Consider the following 19,636-nt stretch of genomic DNA (forward strand, 5'->3'; position numbering starts at 1 on the left):
GTCTGTTGTCGAATCCGGTCGATCACGCCTCGCCTCACGCACGCGTCCGTCGCCAAATTTCCATGAAACACAACGCCCAGTTCGTTCGTCACCTAGATATAATCGAAACGGGGAATTTCGACACGGATTGCGCCGACGGGAGGAGTTACAGACAATGCCAAAGCCGATGGGCGGGCATGGAAGGTACATGCCAGGACTGGACGGATTGCGAGCGCTTGCGGTGCTCGCCGTGATTGCGTATCACGTGAACTGGAGTGGAGCTCCCGGAGGCCTGCTCGGCGTTCAAGTGTTCTTCGTGTTGTCCGGCTACCTGATCACAGACCTGTTGGTGTCGGAGTGGCGGACCACGGGTCGTATCGATTTCAAACAGTTTTGGTTGCGGCGCGCGCGGCGGTTGCTGCCCGCGCTCGTGGTCATGCTCGTCGTGGTCATGATCTGGGTGTACGTGGCGGATCGCTCGCAGTTCGCTCAATTTTTTCAGGACGCCCTCGCGTCGCTGTTCTACGTGAGCAACTGGTGGTTCATCTTTCACAAGGTGTCTTACTTTCAGAGTTTCGGGCGGCAGACCCCGCTCGGGCATCTCTGGTCGCTCGCGGTCGAGGAGCAGTTTTACCTCATCTGGCCGCTCCTGCTCTTGTTCGCCCTGTTGGTGCTCCGGCGGCGCGGGCGGATTCTCGCCTTCACGGGCGCCCTCGCTCTCGCCTCCGCTGCCTGGATGGCGGCGCTGTATCAGCCGGGCATGGACCCCACCCGCGTCTACGATGGGACGGACACGCGCGCGTTTGGCCTGTTGATCGGCGCGATGCTCGCCTTCATATGGCCTTCTAGCGGGTTTGACCGGCCCTTGGCGCGGCGCCAAAGAACGCTGCTCGACCTCGTGGGCGCCGCGAGCCTCATCACGATTCTCTGGATGATCTGGCAGACCAATGAGTATGAACCGTTTCTGTACCGCGGCGGCCTCTTGATTCTCTCGATCGCGACCGCAGGCTTGGTAGCGTGCCTCGCCCACCCGAGCACCGTCCTCGGCCGATGCTTTGGCGCGCAACCGTGGCGCTGGATTGGCGTGCGATCCTACGGCATCTACCTGTGGCACTTCCCGATCATCGCCTTGACGACGCCCCTCATCGACGCGAACGATTTCAACCTCGGGCGCGCGGCGTGGCAGGTGGCGCTGGCCGTGGCCATCTCGGCCGTGTCCTGGCGCGTCATCGAAGAGCCCATTCGCCGACTCGGCAAGCGGCGTCGCGCCGAACAAGGCGCCGTTCGAGGCGCTTATCGCACGCGGCGCGTCCGCGGCCGCCGGAGGCTGGTGTACGGGACGGGCGCGGTGGCGGGTGTCGCCATCTTGTTTTGTGCCGGCATGACCGCTTATCCGGTGGTCGCCTCGCTCGGCAAAGTGCATGCCAAACCGGTTGGCCAGAGCACGGCGGACGCCAAGACCCCTTCGTCGAGCGCGCATGTGGGCTCGAACCGTGGAGAGACTACAAAGGGTTCGCCGTCTGGGACCCATGTCACCTCGGCGTCTCACGCTTCGCGGGATGTCCATGTGCAGACCATCGCCGATGCGAAGCCGAAACGTGCGTCTGGCGCAGGCGTGACGGCCATCGGGGACTCGGTGATGATCGACGTCGAAGGGGATCTCGAGAAGCTCCTGCCCGGCATCGTCTGCGACGGGCAGGTGGGACGTCAGATGTACGAGGCGCCGCAGGTAATTCAGGCCTTGAAGGCGAAAGGAAAATTGGGCCACATCGTCATCCTCGAACTCGGCACCAATGGGCCCTTCACCAAACAACAGCTCGTCTCCGTGCTTCAATCGCTTGGGCCGGTTCAAAAAATCGTCCTGGTCAACACGCGTGTGCCTCGGCCTTGGCAGAACGCGGTCAATCAGACGCTGGCCGAGGTGGCCGCAACCTATCCACACGTGGTCTTGGTCAATTGGTATCAAGCGAGTGCTGGACACCCAGAGTATTTCTGGCAGGATGGCGTCCATCTGAATCCGACAGGCGCAATGGTGTACGCGAAACTGGTGGCACAGGCGGTGGAGCAGTGAGGCGGGCTGACGGGGAGTGGAGAAAGGTTGCAGAGGCTCGTCGCGCCCGCGTCGCTTCACGCGTTTGCCCGCGCTTGTTTCTCGGCAGCAGGTGTCTCAAAGCGCGACGCCGATTGGTCGGCCACGGCCCTTGTGGAGTCGGATCTCCGTGGCATTTCGAGCCACGGCGTCATGCGCCTGCCGTGGTATCTGCGCGGACTCCGGACGGGCAAAATCAATCCGGCACCTCAATTTCGCTGGAAGCGGACCGGTCCCGTCACCGCGTGGCTTGATGCGGACGACGCGATCGGCTTTGTGAGCGCGAAGGAAGCTGCGCAGTATGCGGTGGAGTTGGAGCGCGAGACGGGGCTCGGCGCCGTAGCGGTGCGCCGCGCCAACCACTGTGGCGCACTGTTTCTGTATGCCGAGTGGGCGACGCTGTATGGCATGATCGGCTTCTGTTGCGTGAACACCCATCCTGCCCTCGCGCCCCCGGGCGGGCGGCGGTCGGTACTCGGCACCAATCCGTTGGCGTTTGCTGCGCCGACCGCGCACGATTATCCCCTGTCGGTCGACTTATCGACGAGTGCCATCTCGCGGGGCGCCGTGATCGAACACGCGCATCAGGGACAGCGCTTACCCGAGGGCGCCGCGATCGACGAAGACGGAGCCCCCACGACGGACCCCCATCGCGCGCTCGCCGGAGCGCTCCTGCCGATGGGCGGCGCAAAGGGCTACGCACTCGCGCTCATGGTGGAGGTGCTCGCGGGCGTGTTGTCCGGTGCGCAGGTGGCCAGGGAAGTGGGATACATGTTTGCGGACGACGGTCAGCCGCCCGGCAACGGCCTGTTTTACCTCGCTGTGCATCCCGACCGCTTCATCGGGCAGGAAGGCTTTGTTGACCGCATGGGCGACCTCATCGCGGAGATTCACGGCACACCGCCGGCGAGCGCGGAATCGCCCGTGACGGTGCCCGGCGAGCGGCGCCACCGCGAAAAGCTGAGGCGAAGTCGGGAAGGCATTCCCATCCCCGACGGCGTGTGGGACGATCTCGCCTTGCTGTCGCGCGAACACGGCGTCCCCTTGCCCGAAGTTTGGGCCGTTCTGGAATGACGCGGCGCGTCCATCGAGAGGCTCGTCTATCAAGCGGCGCGGCGGGGCACCCGCGTGGGCGGCCCCGCCGTCAGCCAGAACTCGTTTTTCCACCTTCGCCCTGGCTCGCCGCCGGCACCAGGATGCCCCTCAGGTCCGCGGCCAACAGCGAACCCGCGAGTTCGTGGCCGAGCGTGTTGGGATGCCAATCGTCGGCGCTGTACATCTGGATAGACTGGTGATGCGCCGCGAGGTACTGCTTCATCTGGTTGAACAAGTCCACGACGATCACGTCCGGCGTCTTGAACTTCTTCGCGACGCGGACTTCGTCCGCGACGAGTTGGCTCTCCGAGGTCACATCGTGTCCGTAGGATGCGCCCGTGGGCGGCGGTGTGACCACCACCACGTACGCGTGTGCGCTCAAGGCCTGTGTGATCTCCGACTGCACGGCCTGTTCAAACGCAGGGATGGGCGTCTTGTTGGCGATATCGTCCAACATGCCCCAGGAGATGACGACCACCTGCGGGTGGATCTCGCGAAGGAATGCCGGGTACTTGGCCGCCATCTGCGTCGGGCCGTAGCCCTCGATGGACTTATTCACGAAGTCGAAGGAGATGGGTCCCGCCTTGGTGAGCTGCTGAAACGCGCGAACGAGATATCCCCCGCCCGATTTGTCATCCCATCCATGGGCCACGGAACCGCCGATGCCCATGGCGACGACGGGCTGCGACGGCGGGGCGGAGAACAGCGGATAGGGGCTACTGGGCCGCGCCGCCGACTGTGCTCCCTCGGGGGCACTCGCCGTCGGCGCATTCTGTGGTGGTTCGGCGCCGCACGCGCTGAGCGCCAAGGCCACGGCGCAAGCGCCGAGCCAGACCTGGAAGCGACGACCTCCTGCGATGCTGGGCATGCCGCCAACCTCATTTCCTCTGGCGTTGTCCCTTATTATACCGTTTCGCCGCCCCCAGCAATGGTCTCGTCCGGCTGCAACCGTGGGCGGATCCCATCGTATCGGTGTCAGGATCATGCGCCGTTGCCACGAAAGCGGGGCGCAAAGGCGCGCCTGAGGACAGGGCCTGTGCTTCAGAAACCGCGGAGGGCGTGATGCGGCGTGATGCGTAAAAAAAGCGCCCGGCTGAGGCGCCTTGCGGCTCCGTGATGGGGAATGTAGGTCAGGAGGCCGCATTCCGTCAGGAGGCCGCATTGCCAGACGGTTTGTCGCTTTGGGCATGGCCCTGCGAAGCCGAGGGCTCAGCCTTGAACACCGGCGCCGTCACCGGAAACTTCGCCAGCATGTCTTTCACCAAAAGCTCCGCAGCGAGTGCATGGCCCCGCGCGTTCGGATGCCAGCTGTCGTGCATCAGGGGTTGGACGCTCTCGTGATGCGCGCGGAGATACGCCTTCATCTGGTCAAACAGGTTGAACACATACACGTTCGGGCTGTGGAAGCTGTCCGCCACTTGGATTTCGCTCTCCATCAGGGCCTGTTGCGACGCCCTGTACGAGGTGTAGGACGCCTTCGAGACCGGCGTTGTCACCAGCATCACCAGGGCGTGATGCGCGAGGGCTTCTTGAATCTGCCAACGAACCTGCTCGTCGTACACGCTCATGGGCGTGTGTTGGTACAGGTCATCCAACCCGCCCCAGGCGATGCAGACGAGCTGTGGGCGATACGTCTCCAGCCATCCCACATACGTGTCGCGAATGCTGAGCACGCCTTTGCCCGGCTCCGCCTTGTCGATCACGTCGTAGGTGATGGGCGTGAGCGTCGACAGCGCCGCGAACGTGCGGTGGAGGTAGCCACCGCCCTTTGGGTCTTTCCACCCGCGCGCGACCGACGAGCCAATCACAAGCACCCGCACCACGCGGTTGTCCACCGGCGCGCTGGGCCCGTTGAGCGCGCTGTTCGCGTCGTTCGAGGAACTTCCCGCCGCGCTTGGCGCACCAGCGGGCACGTGAATCGGATTCGGAGCGGCGCCGGAATCTGTGACGTTCCCGCCCATCGACGCATCGCTCGGCTCGGTGGGCGCCGAGCTCTTTTGTGGCGATGCGCTGGCCGGCGGGTTCGCCGCCGCCTGCGCCGTGAGCGAGGCTGGCACATACAGCACACTCGCGATGAGACTCGCTGCTAAAAACCCGATCCTCCAACGCCGTTGCATCCCATGACCCCCCAGGATGTCTTTTCCTCTATCTTGTCATTTTCATCTCAAATCGCCCTTAAAATCGTAGTTTTTCGCCGATCTCGTCTGTCCCAGGTGACTTGGAGCCCAGGTTGTCGCACCATGGTGACAGTCGCCTTTGTCAAAGGTGCAAGACGCATGTTATCGTGACATTAAGCGTTTGATAAACTTTTGAGGTTTTTCAACGAAGCTTCAAGCTCGCCTCTGTAAGCTGTCGATGTCGGGCAAGTGAGGAGGGGTCACGGTGAATCAGGCCCAGGCGAAGAAACCACATCTCTACGAGGTCGACCTGATGCGGGCCTGCATCATCCTCGGCGTCATCTGTGTGCACGTGCTGTCGAGCTTCAACGTGCGAACGCCGAACGGGTCCTGGATGGACGTATCCTCGGGCATCCTGATGATGACGTTCCATTTCACGCGGGAGGCGTTCATGTTCATCACCGGCCTCGTCCTCTTCTATACCTACTACGATAGGCCATTTACCGCGACTTCCTTTTGGAAGAAACGATTTCTGCTCATTGCGATTCCCTACATCGCCTGGACGGCCATTTACATTTTGTTTCAAGGCACGTTTCTCAAGGGCTTCGAGTGGACGGCACCCTATCTCCTGCAGACGTTCTTCACGAGCCTCGCGACGGCCAAACAATATTTCCTTTATTTTCTTCTCGTCTCGATGCAGCTATACGTCGTCTTTCCACTCATGGTCCGCTGGATGAAGCGCTCGGTGCGGCATCACCGCCTCATCTTCGCCGCTGCGTTTGTCGTCGAGATCGGCATCATGATCTGGAACCAGGCATCGCTGCAGTTCGTGAACGTGTACCAACTGCCGGCGTGGCTTCGCGTGCTTGTGCGATATCGGGATCGCGACATTCTGACGTACGAATTCTGGTTTATCGCGGGCGCGCTTTTCGCCATCTACTACCCTCGTCTCAAGGCGTGGGCGACGTCGCACGCGCGCCTCATCTTCTGGACGTGGGCGGGGATGTGGTGCCTTCTTTTCGGCATCTACTTTTTCAATCGCGATGTGCTTCACCTCACAGGAGGCCAAATCGTCGACACGCTGCAGCCCGTCATGGTGCCGTACAGCTTGGCGGTGGCGCTCCTTCTTTGGCGCGCGGGACTTGAATGGCAGGCTCGCCGGTCGCGTGGCGCCATGCCGCGCGCGAGCCGCGTCATTCGGTTTTTCGGCGGCGTGAGTTTCGGCATCTTCCTCATCCATCCGATCGCGCTGCGCTTCGTCGAGCTGTTGGCCGATCAGGTGCACGTCTCGCTCCCGGTTCAGTACGCGATGTTGCCCCTTTGGATTGCCTTGACGTACGTGTCGTCCGGCGTCGCCGCCTATCTGATCGGCAAAATTCCGTATGTCGGCTACATCGTGGGTGAAAAGGCGGGACCGCCCAAGTTTTTGGCGCGAAAGGCTGCGTCCAGTGCGGCTGGCTGACCGCATTTCGCACAGTGAATCGAGAAATCGAGGTGTTTCCTATGTCCAATCTAACCAACGCGTTGGCGCTCGCGCTCGACGATTCCTCGCGATCCGTCGTGTGGGACGGACGGTGGTACACGGCTGGCGATCTTCGCAAGCACATCACAACCCTGCGCGCCGAACTCGCGTCCGCCGGGGTCCGCGCCGGCCAACGCGTGATGGGTGCAGTTCCCAATTCATACGCGTTTGTGGTCAGCTATCTCGCCTGTCTGGAGCACGGCGCGATTTTCGTCCCGGCCAACAGCGAGATGCCTGCGGGTGAACTCGAACGCGCCCTCGCGCGCTACCAGGCGCATTGTGCCATCCTTGCGCCGGAGGCCGCTGGCCGTTGGAGCGACTCGCTTCAAGCACACGGCTTCTCGCGCACCCGCTCTGTCGATATGGACGCGGCGGGCGGCCAGGCGGTTCAACTGTGGCAGACGTCGGACGCCGCGCCTTACCATGTGGCCGCGGACGCGCCCGACGAGCGTCCAGCGGTCCTCATGTTCACGTCCGGGACCACGGGCGAGCCCAAGGGCGTGCTGCTCCGGCACGGCCATCTATGGGCGGCCGTGCAGAACGTCATCGAGAGCCACCGCCTCACGCCCTCCGACGTCGCGTATTGCATTCTGCCGCTCTTTCACATCAACGGGCAGGTCATTGTGCTCTTGTCCACGCTCGTGTCCGGCGGCCGGATCGTCATGCGCGACAAATTCCACGCCTCCCTGTTTTGGGACGATATCCGCGACCACGGCGTGACATGGGTCTCGTGCGTCCCGACGATTTTGTCCATCGTCGCCAAGCGGCCGGCGCCGAAGGAGGCCCTGGGGACGCTGCGCTTCTTGCGTTCCGCGTCGGCGCCGCTCACGCCCGCCGTGGCCGCGCGCATCGAGGCGGCGTTTGGCGTGCCGGTCATCGAGGCGTACGGCATGACCGAGGCGGCCGGGCAGATCTGCACCAACCCGATCCCGCCGGGCGTGCGCAAGCCGGGATCGGTCGGGAAGCCGGTCGGCGTGGCGCTCGTCATCGTCGATGAGCATCGCCAGCCGCTCCCGCCGTACGAGCTCGGCGAGATCGCCATTCGCGGGGCCGGCGTGATCGACCACTACGAAGGCAGGGAGCCGGAGCCCGACTACGGCTACGGCCCTGGCTGGATTTATACGGGCGATCTCGGCTACATGGATGAGGACGGCTACGTCTACATCACGGGACGCGCGAAGGAGATGATCAATCGCGCCGGTGAAAAGCTGTCGCCGCGCGAGATTGAGGACGTGCTGAACGCGCACGAGGCGGTGGCGCGCTCGGCTGTGGTCGGTCTGCCGGATCCGCTCTACGGCGAGCGCGTGGTGGCGTGGGTCGTGCCGGAGGAGCCCGAGGGCATCGACGCGGACGCGCTTCGTGCGGAGCTCGCGTCGTTTTGCGCCGAGCATCTCGCGAAGCCGAAGTGGCCGGCTCAGATTGTCATCGCGCGGTCGCTCCCGGTGAATGCGACGGGGAAAGTGCAGAAGCACGTGTTGCGCAACCTGGAGCCGCGTGATAGGCTTGCTTGAACTGGGGCTTATGACCCAGGGTGCGGAAAACATGAAGGAGGATGGCATTGAAGAAGGAACGATGGATTTCCGGGTTCGTCGGCGCGGCCGCGGGCGCGATCGTCGTGGGCGGCGTGTGGTTTGGCACATACGCGGCGCACGGGAGTGGCTCGGTGGTGGCGATGGTGGGGCAGACGCCCATCACGCGGCAGGAGCTCGCGCAACAGTCGGAGGCGTATGCCGGATCGGCCATGCTCGAGGAGCTCATCGCCAACGCGCTCGTCGAGCAGGCCGCGGCGCAGAAGCACATCACGGCGACGGACGCGGAAGTCAATCAGCAGTTGACGGCCATCGAGATGCAGAACGGGATCACGTCGGAAGCGCAGTTGAACGAGCTGCTCGCCCAGAACCACATGACGAAGGCGCAGTTTCTGAGTCAGATTCGGGACAACATCCTCGCCGCAAAGCTCGCTCAGGCCGAAGTTCACGTCACGGACCAGCAGATTGCGGCGTATTACAAACAGAACGTCGCGATGTTCACCGTGCCCGAGACGCGCAAGATCGCGATCATCAAGGTGGCCACGAAGTCCGAGGCGCAAAAGGCGCTCGAGGAGATTCAGTCCGGTACGCCCTTTGCCTCCGTGGCCAAGTCGATGTCCACCGACGCGGCGACGCGGTCGAAGGGCGGCCTCTTGGGCACCTTCAGTTTGGACGAGCTGAAGTCCGCGCAACCCGCCATCGCCGAGGCGGCGTTCGCGCTGAAAGCGGGGGCGGTCAGTTCGCCCATTCAGGTGCAGGGCGGATACGAACTCGTCCAGTGCCTGGCGATCACGCCAAAGCACGTCCAGCCCATGTCGGCTGTGCGATCGCAGATCATCCAGGATCTCAAGCAGCAGAATGCGGCGAGCGAGCCGAAGCTCGTGGCGCAACTCGCGAAGTCGGCTGACATCAAGATTCTGGATCCGTCCTACCAAGCCGTGCTCACGGCCATCAAGAACCCAACCTCGACCTGACCTGTGCATCGCCGCGGGTGAAGCGCCGGACGCTCGCTCGCGGCGATGGCTTTTGCCCAACGTTTCCCTTGCGTGTTGCGCCCGGCTCAAATTTCGGTTATCGTAATAGATACATCATCCATATCTCACCTGTGGTTCTTGGCCACGCGATACAAGCGGCAGCGCTGAATTCCTCCATCGGAGGAAGCGGGGGACCCAATCTGTGGGGTGAAACGACCACGTCGTGGGGCGCCTTTCCGCCCTAACCCGTCAGCTAACCTCGTAAGCGCCGGAAAGGGGACGATGCCATGTATCGCCGCTTTTTCCGCCAGTTCTATCCCCAGCAACCTCTCTGGTGCACCTCGTCCGCGGATCCCCCTCCACTGTCGCGCGCACATGCGCATGTTGCGCGGGCCCGTTCGCCGCGCTGGCGAATTTGGAGAGGGGGAAGATGATGGACGCGAAAACGGCAAATCTGCAAAACCCGGTGGAAGACGCGAAGTGGAGCCCGTTCCACCTGAAGCTGACCATCTATTCGTCCGGCGGACCGTTTCTCGATGGGTACATTCTGAGCATCATCGCGGTCGCGCTCACGCAGTTGACCCCGGAGCTCCACCTGAACGCCGTTTGGAGCGGGCTCATCGGCGCGTCGGCACTGATGGGCATTTTCATCGGCGGCCTGCTCGGATACGTGACGGATCGATTCGGGCGGCAGCTCATGTACACCATCGACTTCGTGCTATTGATTGTGGCCTCCATCCTGCAGTTTTTTGTGCACAGCGCGTGGGAGCTGTTCGTCCTGCGCGTCATCCTCGGCATCGCCGTGGGCGCCGACTATCCCATCGCGACGTCGCTTTTGACGGAGTTCGCGCCGCGCAAACACCGCGGGATGATGCTCGGGGTGACGGTCATCGCCTGGTACGTCGGCGCGACGGTCGCGTATCTCGTCGGCCAATGGCTTTTGGCCATCGGACCGGAGGCGTGGCGGTACATGTTGGCCTCCAGCGCCGTGCCGGGCATCGCGCTCGTCCTTTTGCGGCTGGGAACGCCGGAGTCGCCGCGCTGGCTTTTGCAGCAGGGAAGGCCGCGCGAGGCGCTCAAAGTGCTGCGCGAGGTGTATGGGCCGGGGGCCAGCCTGAAGCACATCGCCGTGCCGGAGGAGAAGCGCACCCGCACGAGCTATTGGACGCTGTTTAACCGCACGTACTGGAAGCGCACCGTCTACGTGGCTGGGTTCTTCACGGCTGCCGTGGCGCCGCTGTTCGCCATGTTGACCTTTGGGCCGACGCTGCTCGACGACTACCATCTGATGGACGGATCGTCCGGGTACGGTTCGGCGCTCGTGAGCGCCCTCTTCATCGTCGGATGTGTGCCCGCGCTGTGGTTGCTCAACCGGCTTGGCCGGCGCGCGACGATGATTGGCTCGTTTGCGGTCATGACCATCGGCATGGTGCTGCTCGGCGCATTCGCCAAAGGGCCGCTCTGGGTGATTGCCCTTGGCTTCCTCCTGTATGCGCTGTTCTCTGGCGGCCCGAACATCATGGAGTGGCTCGCGCCGAACGAGCTGTTTCCCACCGAGGTTCGCGGGACGGCCGTCGGCGTCACGACCTGCATCAGCCGCTTGGGCGCGGTGGCGGGCACGTACCTGTTGCCTTGGGCGCTCGCGCGCTACGGCGTGGGGCCGACCATGCTGGTGGGCGCGCTCGTGACCTTCGGGGGCTTCCTCATCTGCCTGTTCCTCGCGCCGGAGACGCGCGGAATGACACTGAATGCGGCGAGCGTGGGCGAGGACGCTCCCGTGGAGACCGCGCCTTCCGAGCGCAAGCTGCGCGTCGGTCGCTGAGCACGGCGCACGGCGACGCGCTTGCGCTGGGTCCGAGCCGTGCGGTGCCCGTGCAGCGCACGAAAAAGCCCTGGTTCCCGCTTCGGGTGTCCAGGGCTTTTTCGCGTGCAAATCAAGTTCGCACGGCCTGACTTTTGGCGAGGACGGCGATGAGCTGCCAGAGCGCACCGAGCCCGACGAGCGCATACACAAAGTGCGAGAGCCACGTCGCTCCGAAGATGGCCCCCACGAGGTTGTAATTGGCAAACCCAATCAGACCCCAGTTGATGCCGCCGATCACGACGAGCGCCCAGGCGATCCAGTCCACGGCATTCCAGCGCACGCTTTCACCTCCAAACCGACTCTGCGGCTAGCATGTTCGCGCGACGAGAGCGCTATGCGCCCCAGCTTTACGCAAATTTCCGTTGCCGATTCTCGCGCTGCACGTATATACTTGTGTCTGAATCTTTATTCAGGTCCTGTACACCGTTCAGGGCGCCGCGCAGAAAGAGACACGATAGGAGTGGACGGAGTGAAATCAGAACACCTGTTGGACGCGAGGACGGGGGTGGACGCACACTTTCCGCGAAACGCCGAGGGACACCTGCTGATTGGCGGCGTGAGCGCGGTTCATCTCGCCCTTCAGTTTGGCACACCGCTCATCGCCTACGACGAAGGGCTCATCCGCGACACGATTCGCGCGTTTCACCGCGTTTTTCAAGAGGAGCGCGTGCCCTATCAGATTTCGTATGCCAGCAAGGCCTTCTGCACGATGGCCATTTGTCAACTCGTGCACGAAGAAGGCCTCGGCATCGACGTGGTCTCGGGCGGGGAACTGTATACGGCGCTTGCAGCGGGGGTGCCGGCCAGCAAGCTGCATCTGCACGGGAACAACAAGACGCCCGAAGAGCTCGAGTATGCCATCGAGAGCGGTATCGGCGCGGTGATCGTGGACAACTTCGACGAGATCGACCTGTTGGCGGAACTCACCGCAAAGGCGGGGCGCCCCGTCGACGTGCTGGTGCGCGTGGCGCCGGGCGTCGAGGCGCACACCCACGACTACATCTCCACGGGCCAACAGGACTCCAAGTTTGGGTTTGACCTCGCGAGCCATCAGGTGCAGGAGGCGTTCGCGCGCCTGAAGGGCGTGGAGACGGTGCGCGTCATTGGGATCCACGCGCACATCGGCTCGCAGATCTTCGACGTGAACGGCTTTCAGCTGCTCGCGGAGCGGATGGCGGCCGTGTACGAGCAAGGGCTGCGCGACTTCGAGCTGCCGTTTTCCGTGCTCAACCTGGGCGGTGGCTTTGGCATCCAATACACGGACGAGGAGGCGCCGCCGGTTGCAGACCTGCTGCGCGGCGTCATTCGCGCGGCCAAGGCGGCGTTTGCCGCGCGCGGGATGGCGGTGCCCACGCTATGGATTGAGCCTGGGCGGAGCATCGTGGGCCCAGCCGGGGTCACGCTGTACCGCGTCGGCACCCGAAAAATCATCCCCGGCGTGCGCAACTATGTGGCCATCGATGGTGGCATGACGGACAATCCGCGCCTTGCACTCTACGGGGCGAAGTACCACGCGACCTTGGCGAACCGGCTACCCGATGTGCCCCATCGGCCGTGGTCGGTGGCCGGCAAGTGTTGCGAGAGCGGGGATATGTTGATTTGGGATCTGCCGCTCGCCGATCCCGAGCCGGGGGATCTCCTCGCGGTCTTCGCGACGGGCGCATACACGTATGCCATGGCCAGTCACTACAACCGCATTCCGAAGCCGGCCGTCGTCTTCTGCCGCGATGGCGAGGCGAAGCTCGTGGTGCGGCGCGAGACATGGGCGGACGTGGCGCGGCTCGATGAACCGCTTCGTGAACCGGGGCCTTGAAGGCCCCTTTTTTCGTGACTCCGCCCGTCCGATCGCGCCGCGCCTCAGCCCTCGCGATTCCGGTTTCTCCACCGGCAAGTGATATACTGAAAGAGGGTCAACAGGCACGCGCTTTGAAAGGGGTAATGGCAAGTGGCGACGAAAGCGTTTGACAGTCTCTTAGAGCTCATCACCGAAACTTCCACGAATTTGCCGCCCGACGTGCGCCGGGCCATTAAGCGCGCGCAGCTCCAGGAGGAATTGGGCAGCCGCGCATCCATCGCCCTGAATACGATTGTCGACAACATCGTCTCCGCAGAGGAGGACGTGCAGCCCATCTGCCAGGACACCGGCATGCCGACGTTCATCGTCCATTGCCCCGTCGGCTTTAATCAGATTCAGTTTGAACAGGAGATCCGGCGCGCGGTGGCTGAGGCGACGCGCCTCGGCAAGCTGCGGCCCAACTCGGTCGACCCACTCACCGGGAAAAACACCGGCGACAATCTCGGCGAGGGCACGCCGATTGTCCACTTCCACCAGTGGGAGAAGGACGAGGTCGAGGTCAAGCTCATCCTGAAGGGCGGAGGCTGCGAAAACAAGAATATTCAATACGCCCTTCCCACCGAACTCCCCGGTCTGGGCCGCGCCGGTCGGGATCTCGACGGCGTGCGCAAGTGCATCCTGCACGCCGTGTATCAGGCTCAAGGTCAGGGCTGCAGCGCGGGCTTCATCGGCGTTTGCATCGGCGGGGATCGCACGAGTGGGTATGAGACGGCGAAAGAGCAGCTGTTCCGGCCGCTCGACGACGTGAACCCGAATCCGCAGCTCGCGGAGCTCGAGCAGTACATCCTTGAGAAAGCCAACCAGCTGGACATCGGCACGATGGGGTTTGGCGGCAAGGTCACGTTGCTCGGCTGCAAAATCGGCGTGCGCAACCGCATCCCGGCGAGCTTTTACGTTTCGGTGGCGTACAACTGCTGGGCCTTCCGGCGGCTCGGCGTCGTGCTTGATCCGGAGACCGGCGAAATCCGGCGGTGGCTGTACAAGGACGGCGACGGCGAGCTCGAGCGGCCGAAGCAGGCGTTTTCGACGGAGAACGCGATTGTCCTTGAGGCGCCCATCAGCGAGGAGCAGATTCGCAAGCTCAAGGTGGGAGACGTGGTGCTCATCCGCGGCGAAATCCACACGGGCCGCGACGAGCTGCACAAGTACTTGATGCACCACGATGCGCCCGTGGATCTGCGCGGAGGCATTCTGTATCACTGTGGCCCGGTCATGCTGAAGGACGAGAACGGCGAGTGGCATGTCAAGGCCGCGGGCCCGACCACGAGTTCGCGCGAGGAGCCTTACCAGGCGGACATCATCGAGAAGTTTGGGATTCGAGCCGTCATTGGTAAGGGCGGCATGGGCGAGAAGACCCTGCAGGGCCTGAAGAAGTCCGGCGCGGTGTACTTGAACGCGATTGGCGGTGCGGCGCAATTCTACGCGCGCTGCGTCACCAAGGTGAAGGGCGTGGATTTCCTCGATCAGTTCGGCATTCCCGAGGCCATGTGGCACCTCGAGGTGGAGAACTTCCCGGCGATTGTCACCATGGATGCGCACGGCAACAGCCTGCACAAGGAAGTCGCCGAGGAGTCGATGGTCAAGCTGGAAGATCTGAAAGATCCCGTATTTGTGTGACCTGCAAACGCGACGCATTTGGTGGGGAGCCGCCCCGGTGCCGATGAGGCCTGGGGCGGCTCTTGCCGCATGTAGGCCCCAGATGCCGTTTCGACGCGGCGCAGCCTCCGCAGGCCCATGTTCCGCCCACTTTCCCCGCACCAAAAATTTTGCCTCGCACCAAAAAAGGTGGTCACAAAATGCAGCCGTCGGCGTATAATAGGGTCAGAAAGTTTCCTTGGGCTAAAAATCTTACCCTGATACAACACATGTCCGGAACGTCCGATGCGCAAGACGGCGGTTGCCGGCAAAGGGGGCACGAGGTGAGTGTGACGACCACGACGTTGCAAAGCCCGGATTCGAAGGCCGTGCGGGCCGCCAGGGCGGCACTGGACCACCGCCGCAGGGGTGTGCGGGCGCTGCTTCCGTTTCTCGGCCCCGCATTCGTGGCCTGTGTGGCGTACATCGATCCCGGCAACTACGCGACCAACATTCAGAGTGGATCGGAGTTCGGTTATCGCCTCTTGTGGGTCGTGGTGCTGGCCAACCTGATGGCGATGCTGATTCAGCACCTGTCCGCCAAGCTCGGCATCGCGACCGGCAAGAGCCTGCCCGAGATGTGCCGGGATCACTTTCCCAAGTGGTTGACCTACGTCATGTGGGCGTTTTCGGAAGTTGCGGCGATGGCCACGGACATTGCGGAATTTCTGGGGGCCACGGTCGGGTTAAACCTTCTGCTGCACATTCCGATGCTCATCGGGACGCTCGTGACAGGCGTGGTGACGTATCTGATTCTGACGCTGGACCGACTCGGATTCCGGCCGCTCGAAAAATTCATTACGGCGTTCGTGCTGATCATCGCGCTGTGCTACGTCGTAGAGACGGCGTTTTCCAAACCCAATTGGGGCCAGGTCGCCTATCACAGCGTGGTGCCGTGGCTTGGGAATCAGTCCGCGGTGCTGCTCGCGGTGGGCGTGATCGGCGCCACGGTCATGCCGCACGTGGTGTATCTGCATTCGAGCCTGACGCAGAATCGGATTCAGCCGCGCGACGAAGAGGATAAGGTGAAAATCGCGCGTTTCAGCGCGAAAGAGGTCGTCATCGCCATGTCGCTGGCGGGACTCGTGAACTTGTCCATGATGTTCATGGCGGCCTCGGTGTTTCACGGCACAGGCCACACGGGTGTCGCGGACATTTCCACGGCGTATCAGACGCTGACGCCGCTTCTTGGCCCGGCGAGCGCTGCGGTGTTCCTCATCTCGCTGCTCGCATCGGGATTCTCGAGCTCGGCGGTTGGCACGATGGCGGGCCAGGTGATTATGCAGGGCTTTGTGGGCTTCACCATCCCACTGTGGCTCCGCCGCGTCATCACGATGCTCCCGACGGTCGTGATCGTGGCGCTTGGGCTCAACCCGACCGAAACGCTCGTCTTGAGCCAGGTGGTGCTGAGCATCGTGCTGCCGATGCCCGTGGTGGCGCTCGTGTACTTCACGCGCCGGCCGGACATCATGGGTCGGCTGGTCAACCGGCGGCTCACCACCTGGGTCGCGAGCCTGTGCGCAACGGTGATTGTGGTCCTGAACATGGTGCTCCTGTACCTGTCCTTCGGCGGCAGTTTCTGAACGCTGCACGCGCCCGGCGCTTGCCGGGCCTTTTTTATGCCGCCCGGCCGAGGCGCGCGCGGATTTTGTGCAGGAGGTCGAGGTAGGGGGCGAGATCGCCTTTGGTCACGCGCCACAGCGCGCGGCTGTCGCGGCCCGAACTGCGGTGATACCAGGCGATGTACAGGGCGAGTTCGACGACGTAGGAGAGGGTCGAGGCGATGGACGCCCCGTACATCCCCGCGAGGGGAATGAGCACCAGGCACATGAGCGCATTCGCGGCAATGACGGCGAGGTTCACCCAGGTGAGCGTCGTCGGCCGGCCGAGCGCGTTCGTGAAGTATTGGGCGATGACGTTCGCCGTCGCTTTGAGCACGAGGCCGGGGAGGAGGACGTAAAAAGGGCCGAGGCTGCCGCCGTACTTGTGCCAACTGTAAATGAGGACGATGAGCGGCATGCCGGCGGCGAGCGCGCACGCGGCCAGGCAGGACGTGACGAGCGTTTGGCGCGCAGCGCCTTCGGTGATGGCGCCCGCGTCATCCACGCTCGCGGCCGTCACGCGGTGAAACACCATGGTCGCGATGGTTTGCGTCAAGGTGTTCAGAATTTCCGCCGCGGCGACGGCGACCCCGTAGATGGAGAGCGTGGTGGCGCTGTGCATGAGCGCGAGCATCCAAAAGTCGGTCCGGTAATTCACGTAGCCGGTGACAATGGCGACCGAGGAGGCGGTGCCGTATCGATACAGGCCGCGCCATTCGGCGCGGTGAAACCGCCACTTCAGGGTCGCGCCGAAGCCGAGTTTCTTGTACGTGACGGCGAGCGTGAGCAGGACGCAGAGGGCCCAGGACACGAGCCAGATGCGAAACGTCCAGACGAGCCGAGGCGCGGAAGGCATGTGCCAGTGAAGCGCGATGAAGCCGAGATAGAGGACGAGAAAGGCCACGGCCTGTGCGATGTTCACCCGGTTGAGCCACGAAATTTCGCCGAGCGAGTTGAGGAGCTTCGAGCCGTACCCAAACAAAAACGTGAAGGGAATGCCGATGAGGGCGTACTCGATGGACAAGGGCGGATGCCAAATCCAGATGGCGCAAAGGGCGGCGAGCCAGACGGCGATGCTGAACAGATACATCACGAAGTTGCCCATTTGCACAATCTGCGCTTTATCCTCGGGCCGGCGGGGCAACGCGTACGAAAAGTAGTTCGTGTATCCGCCGGAGAACGACTGCCCGAGGGTGGCGACGGTGGTGGAGAGCTGGAATTCGCCGCGGCTTGCCGTCGGCAGGTAGCGCGCCGCGATGGCGCTGTTGGCGAAGGTGAGAAAGGAGGAGAGGCCTCGGTATGCAAAGCTGTATAACGTGAGCTTTCGTCCCATCACGATGGTTCGTCTCCATTTCCGGTCCTATCGACATGGTGTAACAGATCGCCACGTATCACTTTACTGGACTCTGTCCCGTCCGTGAAGGGGAACCGAAAGACGCCAACATGACGTCTTCGGGCGGGCGCTCGCGGGTGCCTGAGTGCCGACAGATCAGGGCCACCGCTGCCGCTGCGCCAACATGACGTCTTCGGGCGAGCGCTCGCGGGCGCCCGGGCGAGACTCGCGCGCGCTGGGCGAGCGTGTGATACCATGAACGCGAAGGAGCTCGACACGAGAGGGTGGCATGGCATGCGAGCGGTGGACGTGATCGATAAAAAGCGCAGAGGGGAGGAGCTGACGCCAGACGAATTGCGGTTCTTGGTGGAGGGGTACGTGGCCGGCCGCGTGCCGGACTATCAGATGAGCGCGTTTCTCATGGCCGTCGTCTGGCGCGGCATGACCGCCGAAGAGACGTTCGCCCTGACGCGCCTTCTGGCGGAGTCCGGGGAGACACTCGATCTCTCGGCCATTCCCGGGATCAAGGTGGACAAACATAGCACGGGCGGCGTGGGGGACAAGGCGACGCTCGTCGTGCTGCCGCTCGTGGCGTCCGTGGGCGTCCCCGTCATCAAGATGTCCGGCAGGGGGCTTGGGCACACGGGCGGCACCATCGACAAGCTGGAGTCCATCCCAGGTTTTCGGACCAATCTCGGCGTCCAGGAGCTCGTCGAGCAGGTCGAGCGCATCGGCATCGCGCTCGGCGGGCAAACGGCCGATCTCGCCCCGGCCGACAAGAAACTGTACGCGCTGCGCGATGTCACGGCGACCGTGGAGTCTCTGCCGCTCATCGCGAGTTCCGTGATGAGCAAGAAGCTGGCGGGCGGCGCCGACGCGATCGTGCTGGACGTGAAGGTCGGCGACGGCGCGTTCATGAAGTCGCTCGCGGACGCGCGCAGGCTGGCGCGGCTCATGGTGCACTTGGGCGAGGCGGCCGGCAGGCGGACTGTGGCGGTGCTGAGCAACATGGATCAGCCACTCGGCTCGGCCATTGGCAACGCCCTCGAGGTGGCGGAGGCCATCCGCGTGCTGGCTGGGGAGGGGCCGTTTGATCTCGCCGAGATCGCGCTGGCTTTGGCGGAGGAGATGACCGTATTGGCGGGCGTTGCGGCGACGCGCGAAGAGGCGCGGCGGAAGCTGCGCCAGTCGGTCGCCGATGGGCGCGCGCTCGAGACGCTGCGGCGGTGGATTGCGGCGCAGGGCGGGGACCCGCGCGTGGTGGACGATCCGTCGCGGCTGCCGCAGGCGCCGGTGGTGAAGCCGTGCCTGCCGAAGAAGGCGGGATTTGTCGCCAAGCTTCCCGCGCTCGCGTTTGGCCTCGCGGCCATGCGATTGGGCGCCGGGCGCGCGGCGAAAGACGATACCATCGATCCGTCCGTCGGAATTGTCGTCCACGCGAAGGTGGGCGATCGCGTCCAGACGCACCGCCCGATCTTCACGGTGCACGCGCGCACGGAGGAGGACGCGCTCCGCTGCATCGAGGAGCTCGAGGCGGTGGTGGAGATTTCCGACGATCCCGTCGAGACGCCGCCCGTCATCCTCGCGCGCATCGACCGGAGCGACGCGGCGCCTTACGCGAATTTGCTGGAGGCGGCGCGCACGGCGCGAGCTAGGGCGTACGTCCCGTACTCGGGCTTCGCCGTCGGCGCGGCGCTGGAGCTCGCGGACGGGCGCATGGTCACGGGCGCCAATGTCGAAAATGCTTCCTATGGGCTGACCAACTGCGCGGAACGGTCGGCCGTGTTCCGCGCCATCGCGGAAGGCCTGCCCGGGGAGCGACCCGACATTCGGGCCGTGGCCGTGATTGCGGACAGCCCGGAGCCGGTCTCCCCGTGTGGCGCGTGTCGCCAGGTGTTGGCCGAGTTTTGCCCGCCCGACACACCGGTGTACCTCGGCAACCTGCGCGGGGACGTGATCGAGACGAGCGTGGGCGCCCTGTTGCCGGGCGCGTTCACAGAGGCGCAGATGACCAACGTCAAAGGCCAGGACAAGGAGGCGTGA

Annotated in this window: 14 protein-coding genes and 1 riboswitch; of the genes, 10 read left to right on the plus strand and 4 right to left on the minus strand. The window is 63.7% G+C overall.

Going from position 1 to position 19,636, the window contains the following annotated elements:
* The first annotated feature begins 154 nt into the window (after positions 1 to 154).
* Both BW934_RS09025 and BW934_RS09030 read left to right on the plus strand, forming a co-directional pair.
* Positions 155 to 2,050 (plus strand): acyltransferase family protein, encoded by a 1,896-nt coding sequence (locus BW934_RS09025; protein ID WP_076347301.1) that lies wholly within the window; start codon positions 155 to 157, stop codon positions 2,048 to 2,050.
* A gap of 27 nt (positions 2,051 to 2,077) precedes the next feature.
* Positions 2,078 to 3,142, plus strand: a complete 1,065-nt coding sequence (locus tag BW934_RS09030) for an Ldh family oxidoreductase (protein ID WP_076347303.1) — start codon at positions 2,078 to 2,080, stop codon at positions 3,140 to 3,142.
* A gap of 70 nt (positions 3,143 to 3,212) precedes the next feature.
* Here BW934_RS09030 and BW934_RS09035 read toward each other — a convergent pair whose 3' ends face one another.
* The gene (locus tag BW934_RS09035; RefSeq protein WP_076347305.1) at positions 3,213 to 4,031 is read right to left on the minus strand and encodes an SGNH/GDSL hydrolase family protein; all 819 of its coding nucleotides are present in this window, start codon (positions 4,029 to 4,031) and stop codon (positions 3,213 to 3,215) included.
* A 280-nt stretch (positions 4,032 to 4,311) separates the two neighbouring features.
* Positions 4,312 to 5,280 (minus strand): SGNH/GDSL hydrolase family protein, encoded by a 969-nt coding sequence (locus tag BW934_RS09040; protein ID WP_076347307.1) that lies wholly within the window; start codon positions 5,278 to 5,280, stop codon positions 4,312 to 4,314.
* A 265-nt stretch (positions 5,281 to 5,545) separates the two neighbouring features.
* On the opposite strand from BW934_RS09040, the gene BW934_RS09045 reads away from it, so the two are divergent.
* The 4 genes from BW934_RS09045 to BW934_RS09060 all read left to right on the plus strand — a co-directional run bounded on the left by BW934_RS09045 (position 5,546) and on the right by BW934_RS09060 (position 11,127).
* Positions 5,546 to 6,742, plus strand: coding sequence for an acyltransferase (locus BW934_RS09045; protein WP_076347309.1), 1,197 nt, complete (start codon positions 5,546 to 5,548; stop codon positions 6,740 to 6,742).
* A 41-nt stretch (positions 6,743 to 6,783) separates the two neighbouring features.
* Entirely contained in the window at positions 6,784 to 8,313 is a 1,530-nt protein-coding gene (locus BW934_RS09050) for an AMP-binding protein (RefSeq protein ID WP_076347311.1), read from the plus strand.
* A gap of 41 nt (positions 8,314 to 8,354) precedes the next feature.
* Positions 8,355 to 9,305 (plus strand): peptidyl-prolyl cis-trans isomerase, encoded by a 951-nt coding sequence (locus tag BW934_RS09055; RefSeq protein ID WP_234969703.1) that lies wholly within the window; start codon positions 8,355 to 8,357, stop codon positions 9,303 to 9,305.
* A 152-nt stretch (positions 9,306 to 9,457) separates the two neighbouring features.
* Positions 9,458 to 9,588: riboswitch (cyclic di-AMP (ydaO/yuaA leader) on the plus strand.
* Positions 9,589 to 9,735: 147 nt separating this feature from the next.
* On the plus strand, positions 9,736 to 11,127 hold the full coding sequence (locus BW934_RS09060; RefSeq protein WP_234969704.1) for an MFS transporter: 1,392 nt from the start codon (positions 9,736 to 9,738) through the stop codon (positions 11,125 to 11,127).
* Positions 11,128 to 11,239: 112 nt separating this feature from the next.
* On the opposite strand, the gene BW934_RS09065 is transcribed toward BW934_RS09060, so the two are convergent.
* Entirely contained in the window at positions 11,240 to 11,449 is a 210-nt protein-coding gene (locus tag BW934_RS09065) for a DUF378 domain-containing protein (protein WP_076347317.1), read from the minus strand.
* A 189-nt stretch (positions 11,450 to 11,638) separates the two neighbouring features.
* On the opposite strand from BW934_RS09065, the gene lysA reads away from it, so the two are divergent.
* From lysA to BW934_RS09080, 3 genes are all read left to right on the plus strand, one after another.
* Positions 11,639 to 12,982 carry a diaminopimelate decarboxylase gene (lysA, locus tag BW934_RS09070; protein ID WP_084182554.1) on the plus strand — a complete coding sequence of 448 codons (1,344 nt, stop codon included), beginning with the start codon at positions 11,639 to 11,641 and terminating at the stop codon, positions 12,980 to 12,982.
* A gap of 132 nt (positions 12,983 to 13,114) precedes the next feature.
* Positions 13,115 to 14,641 (plus strand): fumarate hydratase, encoded by a 1,527-nt coding sequence (locus BW934_RS09075; protein ID WP_076347319.1) that lies wholly within the window; start codon positions 13,115 to 13,117, stop codon positions 14,639 to 14,641.
* Between the two features lie 302 nt (positions 14,642 to 14,943).
* Positions 14,944 to 16,242, plus strand: a complete 1,299-nt coding sequence (locus BW934_RS09080; protein WP_200805739.1) for an Nramp family divalent metal transporter — start codon at positions 14,944 to 14,946, stop codon at positions 16,240 to 16,242.
* 34 nt (positions 16,243 to 16,276) lie between these two features.
* Here the strand turns inward: BW934_RS09080 and BW934_RS09085 are convergent, their stop codons facing one another.
* Positions 16,277 to 17,593, minus strand: coding sequence for an MATE family efflux transporter (locus tag BW934_RS09085; protein WP_234969712.1), 1,317 nt, complete (start codon positions 17,591 to 17,593; stop codon positions 16,277 to 16,279).
* Positions 17,594 to 17,887: 294 nt separating this feature from the next.
* On the opposite strand from BW934_RS09085, the gene BW934_RS09090 reads away from it, so the two are divergent.
* On the plus strand, positions 17,888 to 19,636 hold the full coding sequence (locus tag BW934_RS09090; protein WP_076347323.1) for a pyrimidine-nucleoside phosphorylase: 1,749 nt from the start codon (positions 17,888 to 17,890) through the stop codon (positions 19,634 to 19,636).

Origin of the sequence: Alicyclobacillus vulcanalis (genome assembly GCF_900156755.1) — a bacterium.
In the GTDB taxonomy this organism is placed as follows: Bacteria; Bacillota; Bacilli; order Alicyclobacillales; family Alicyclobacillaceae; genus Alicyclobacillus; species Alicyclobacillus vulcanalis.

Bases quoted from the DNA above. Each gene is read 5' to 3' on its own strand.
- BW934_RS09025 (WP_076347301.1), top strand. From the start codon at position 155: ATGCCAAAGCCGATGGGCGGGCATGGAAGGTACATGCCAGGACTGGAC.
- BW934_RS09035 (WP_076347305.1), bottom strand. From the start codon at position 4,031: ATGCCCAGCATCGCAGGAGGTCGTCGCTTCCAGGTCTGGCTCGGCGCT.
- BW934_RS09040 (WP_076347307.1), bottom strand. From the start codon at position 5,280: ATGCAACGGCGTTGGAGGATCGGGTTTTTAGCAGCGAGTCTCATCGCG.
- BW934_RS09050 (WP_076347311.1), top strand. From the start codon at position 6,784: ATGTCCAATCTAACCAACGCGTTGGCGCTCGCGCTCGACGATTCCTCG.
- BW934_RS09055 (WP_234969703.1), top strand. From the start codon at position 8,355: ATGGCATTGAAGAAGGAACGATGGATTTCCGGGTTCGTCGGCGCGGCC.
- BW934_RS09060 (WP_234969704.1), top strand. From the start codon at position 9,736: ATGATGGACGCGAAAACGGCAAATCTGCAAAACCCGGTGGAAGACGCG.
- BW934_RS09085 (WP_234969712.1), bottom strand. From the start codon at position 17,593: ATGGGACGAAAGCTCACGTTATACAGCTTTGCATACCGAGGCCTCTCC.
- BW934_RS09090 (WP_076347323.1), top strand. From the start codon at position 17,888: ATGCGAGCGGTGGACGTGATCGATAAAAAGCGCAGAGGGGAGGAGCTG.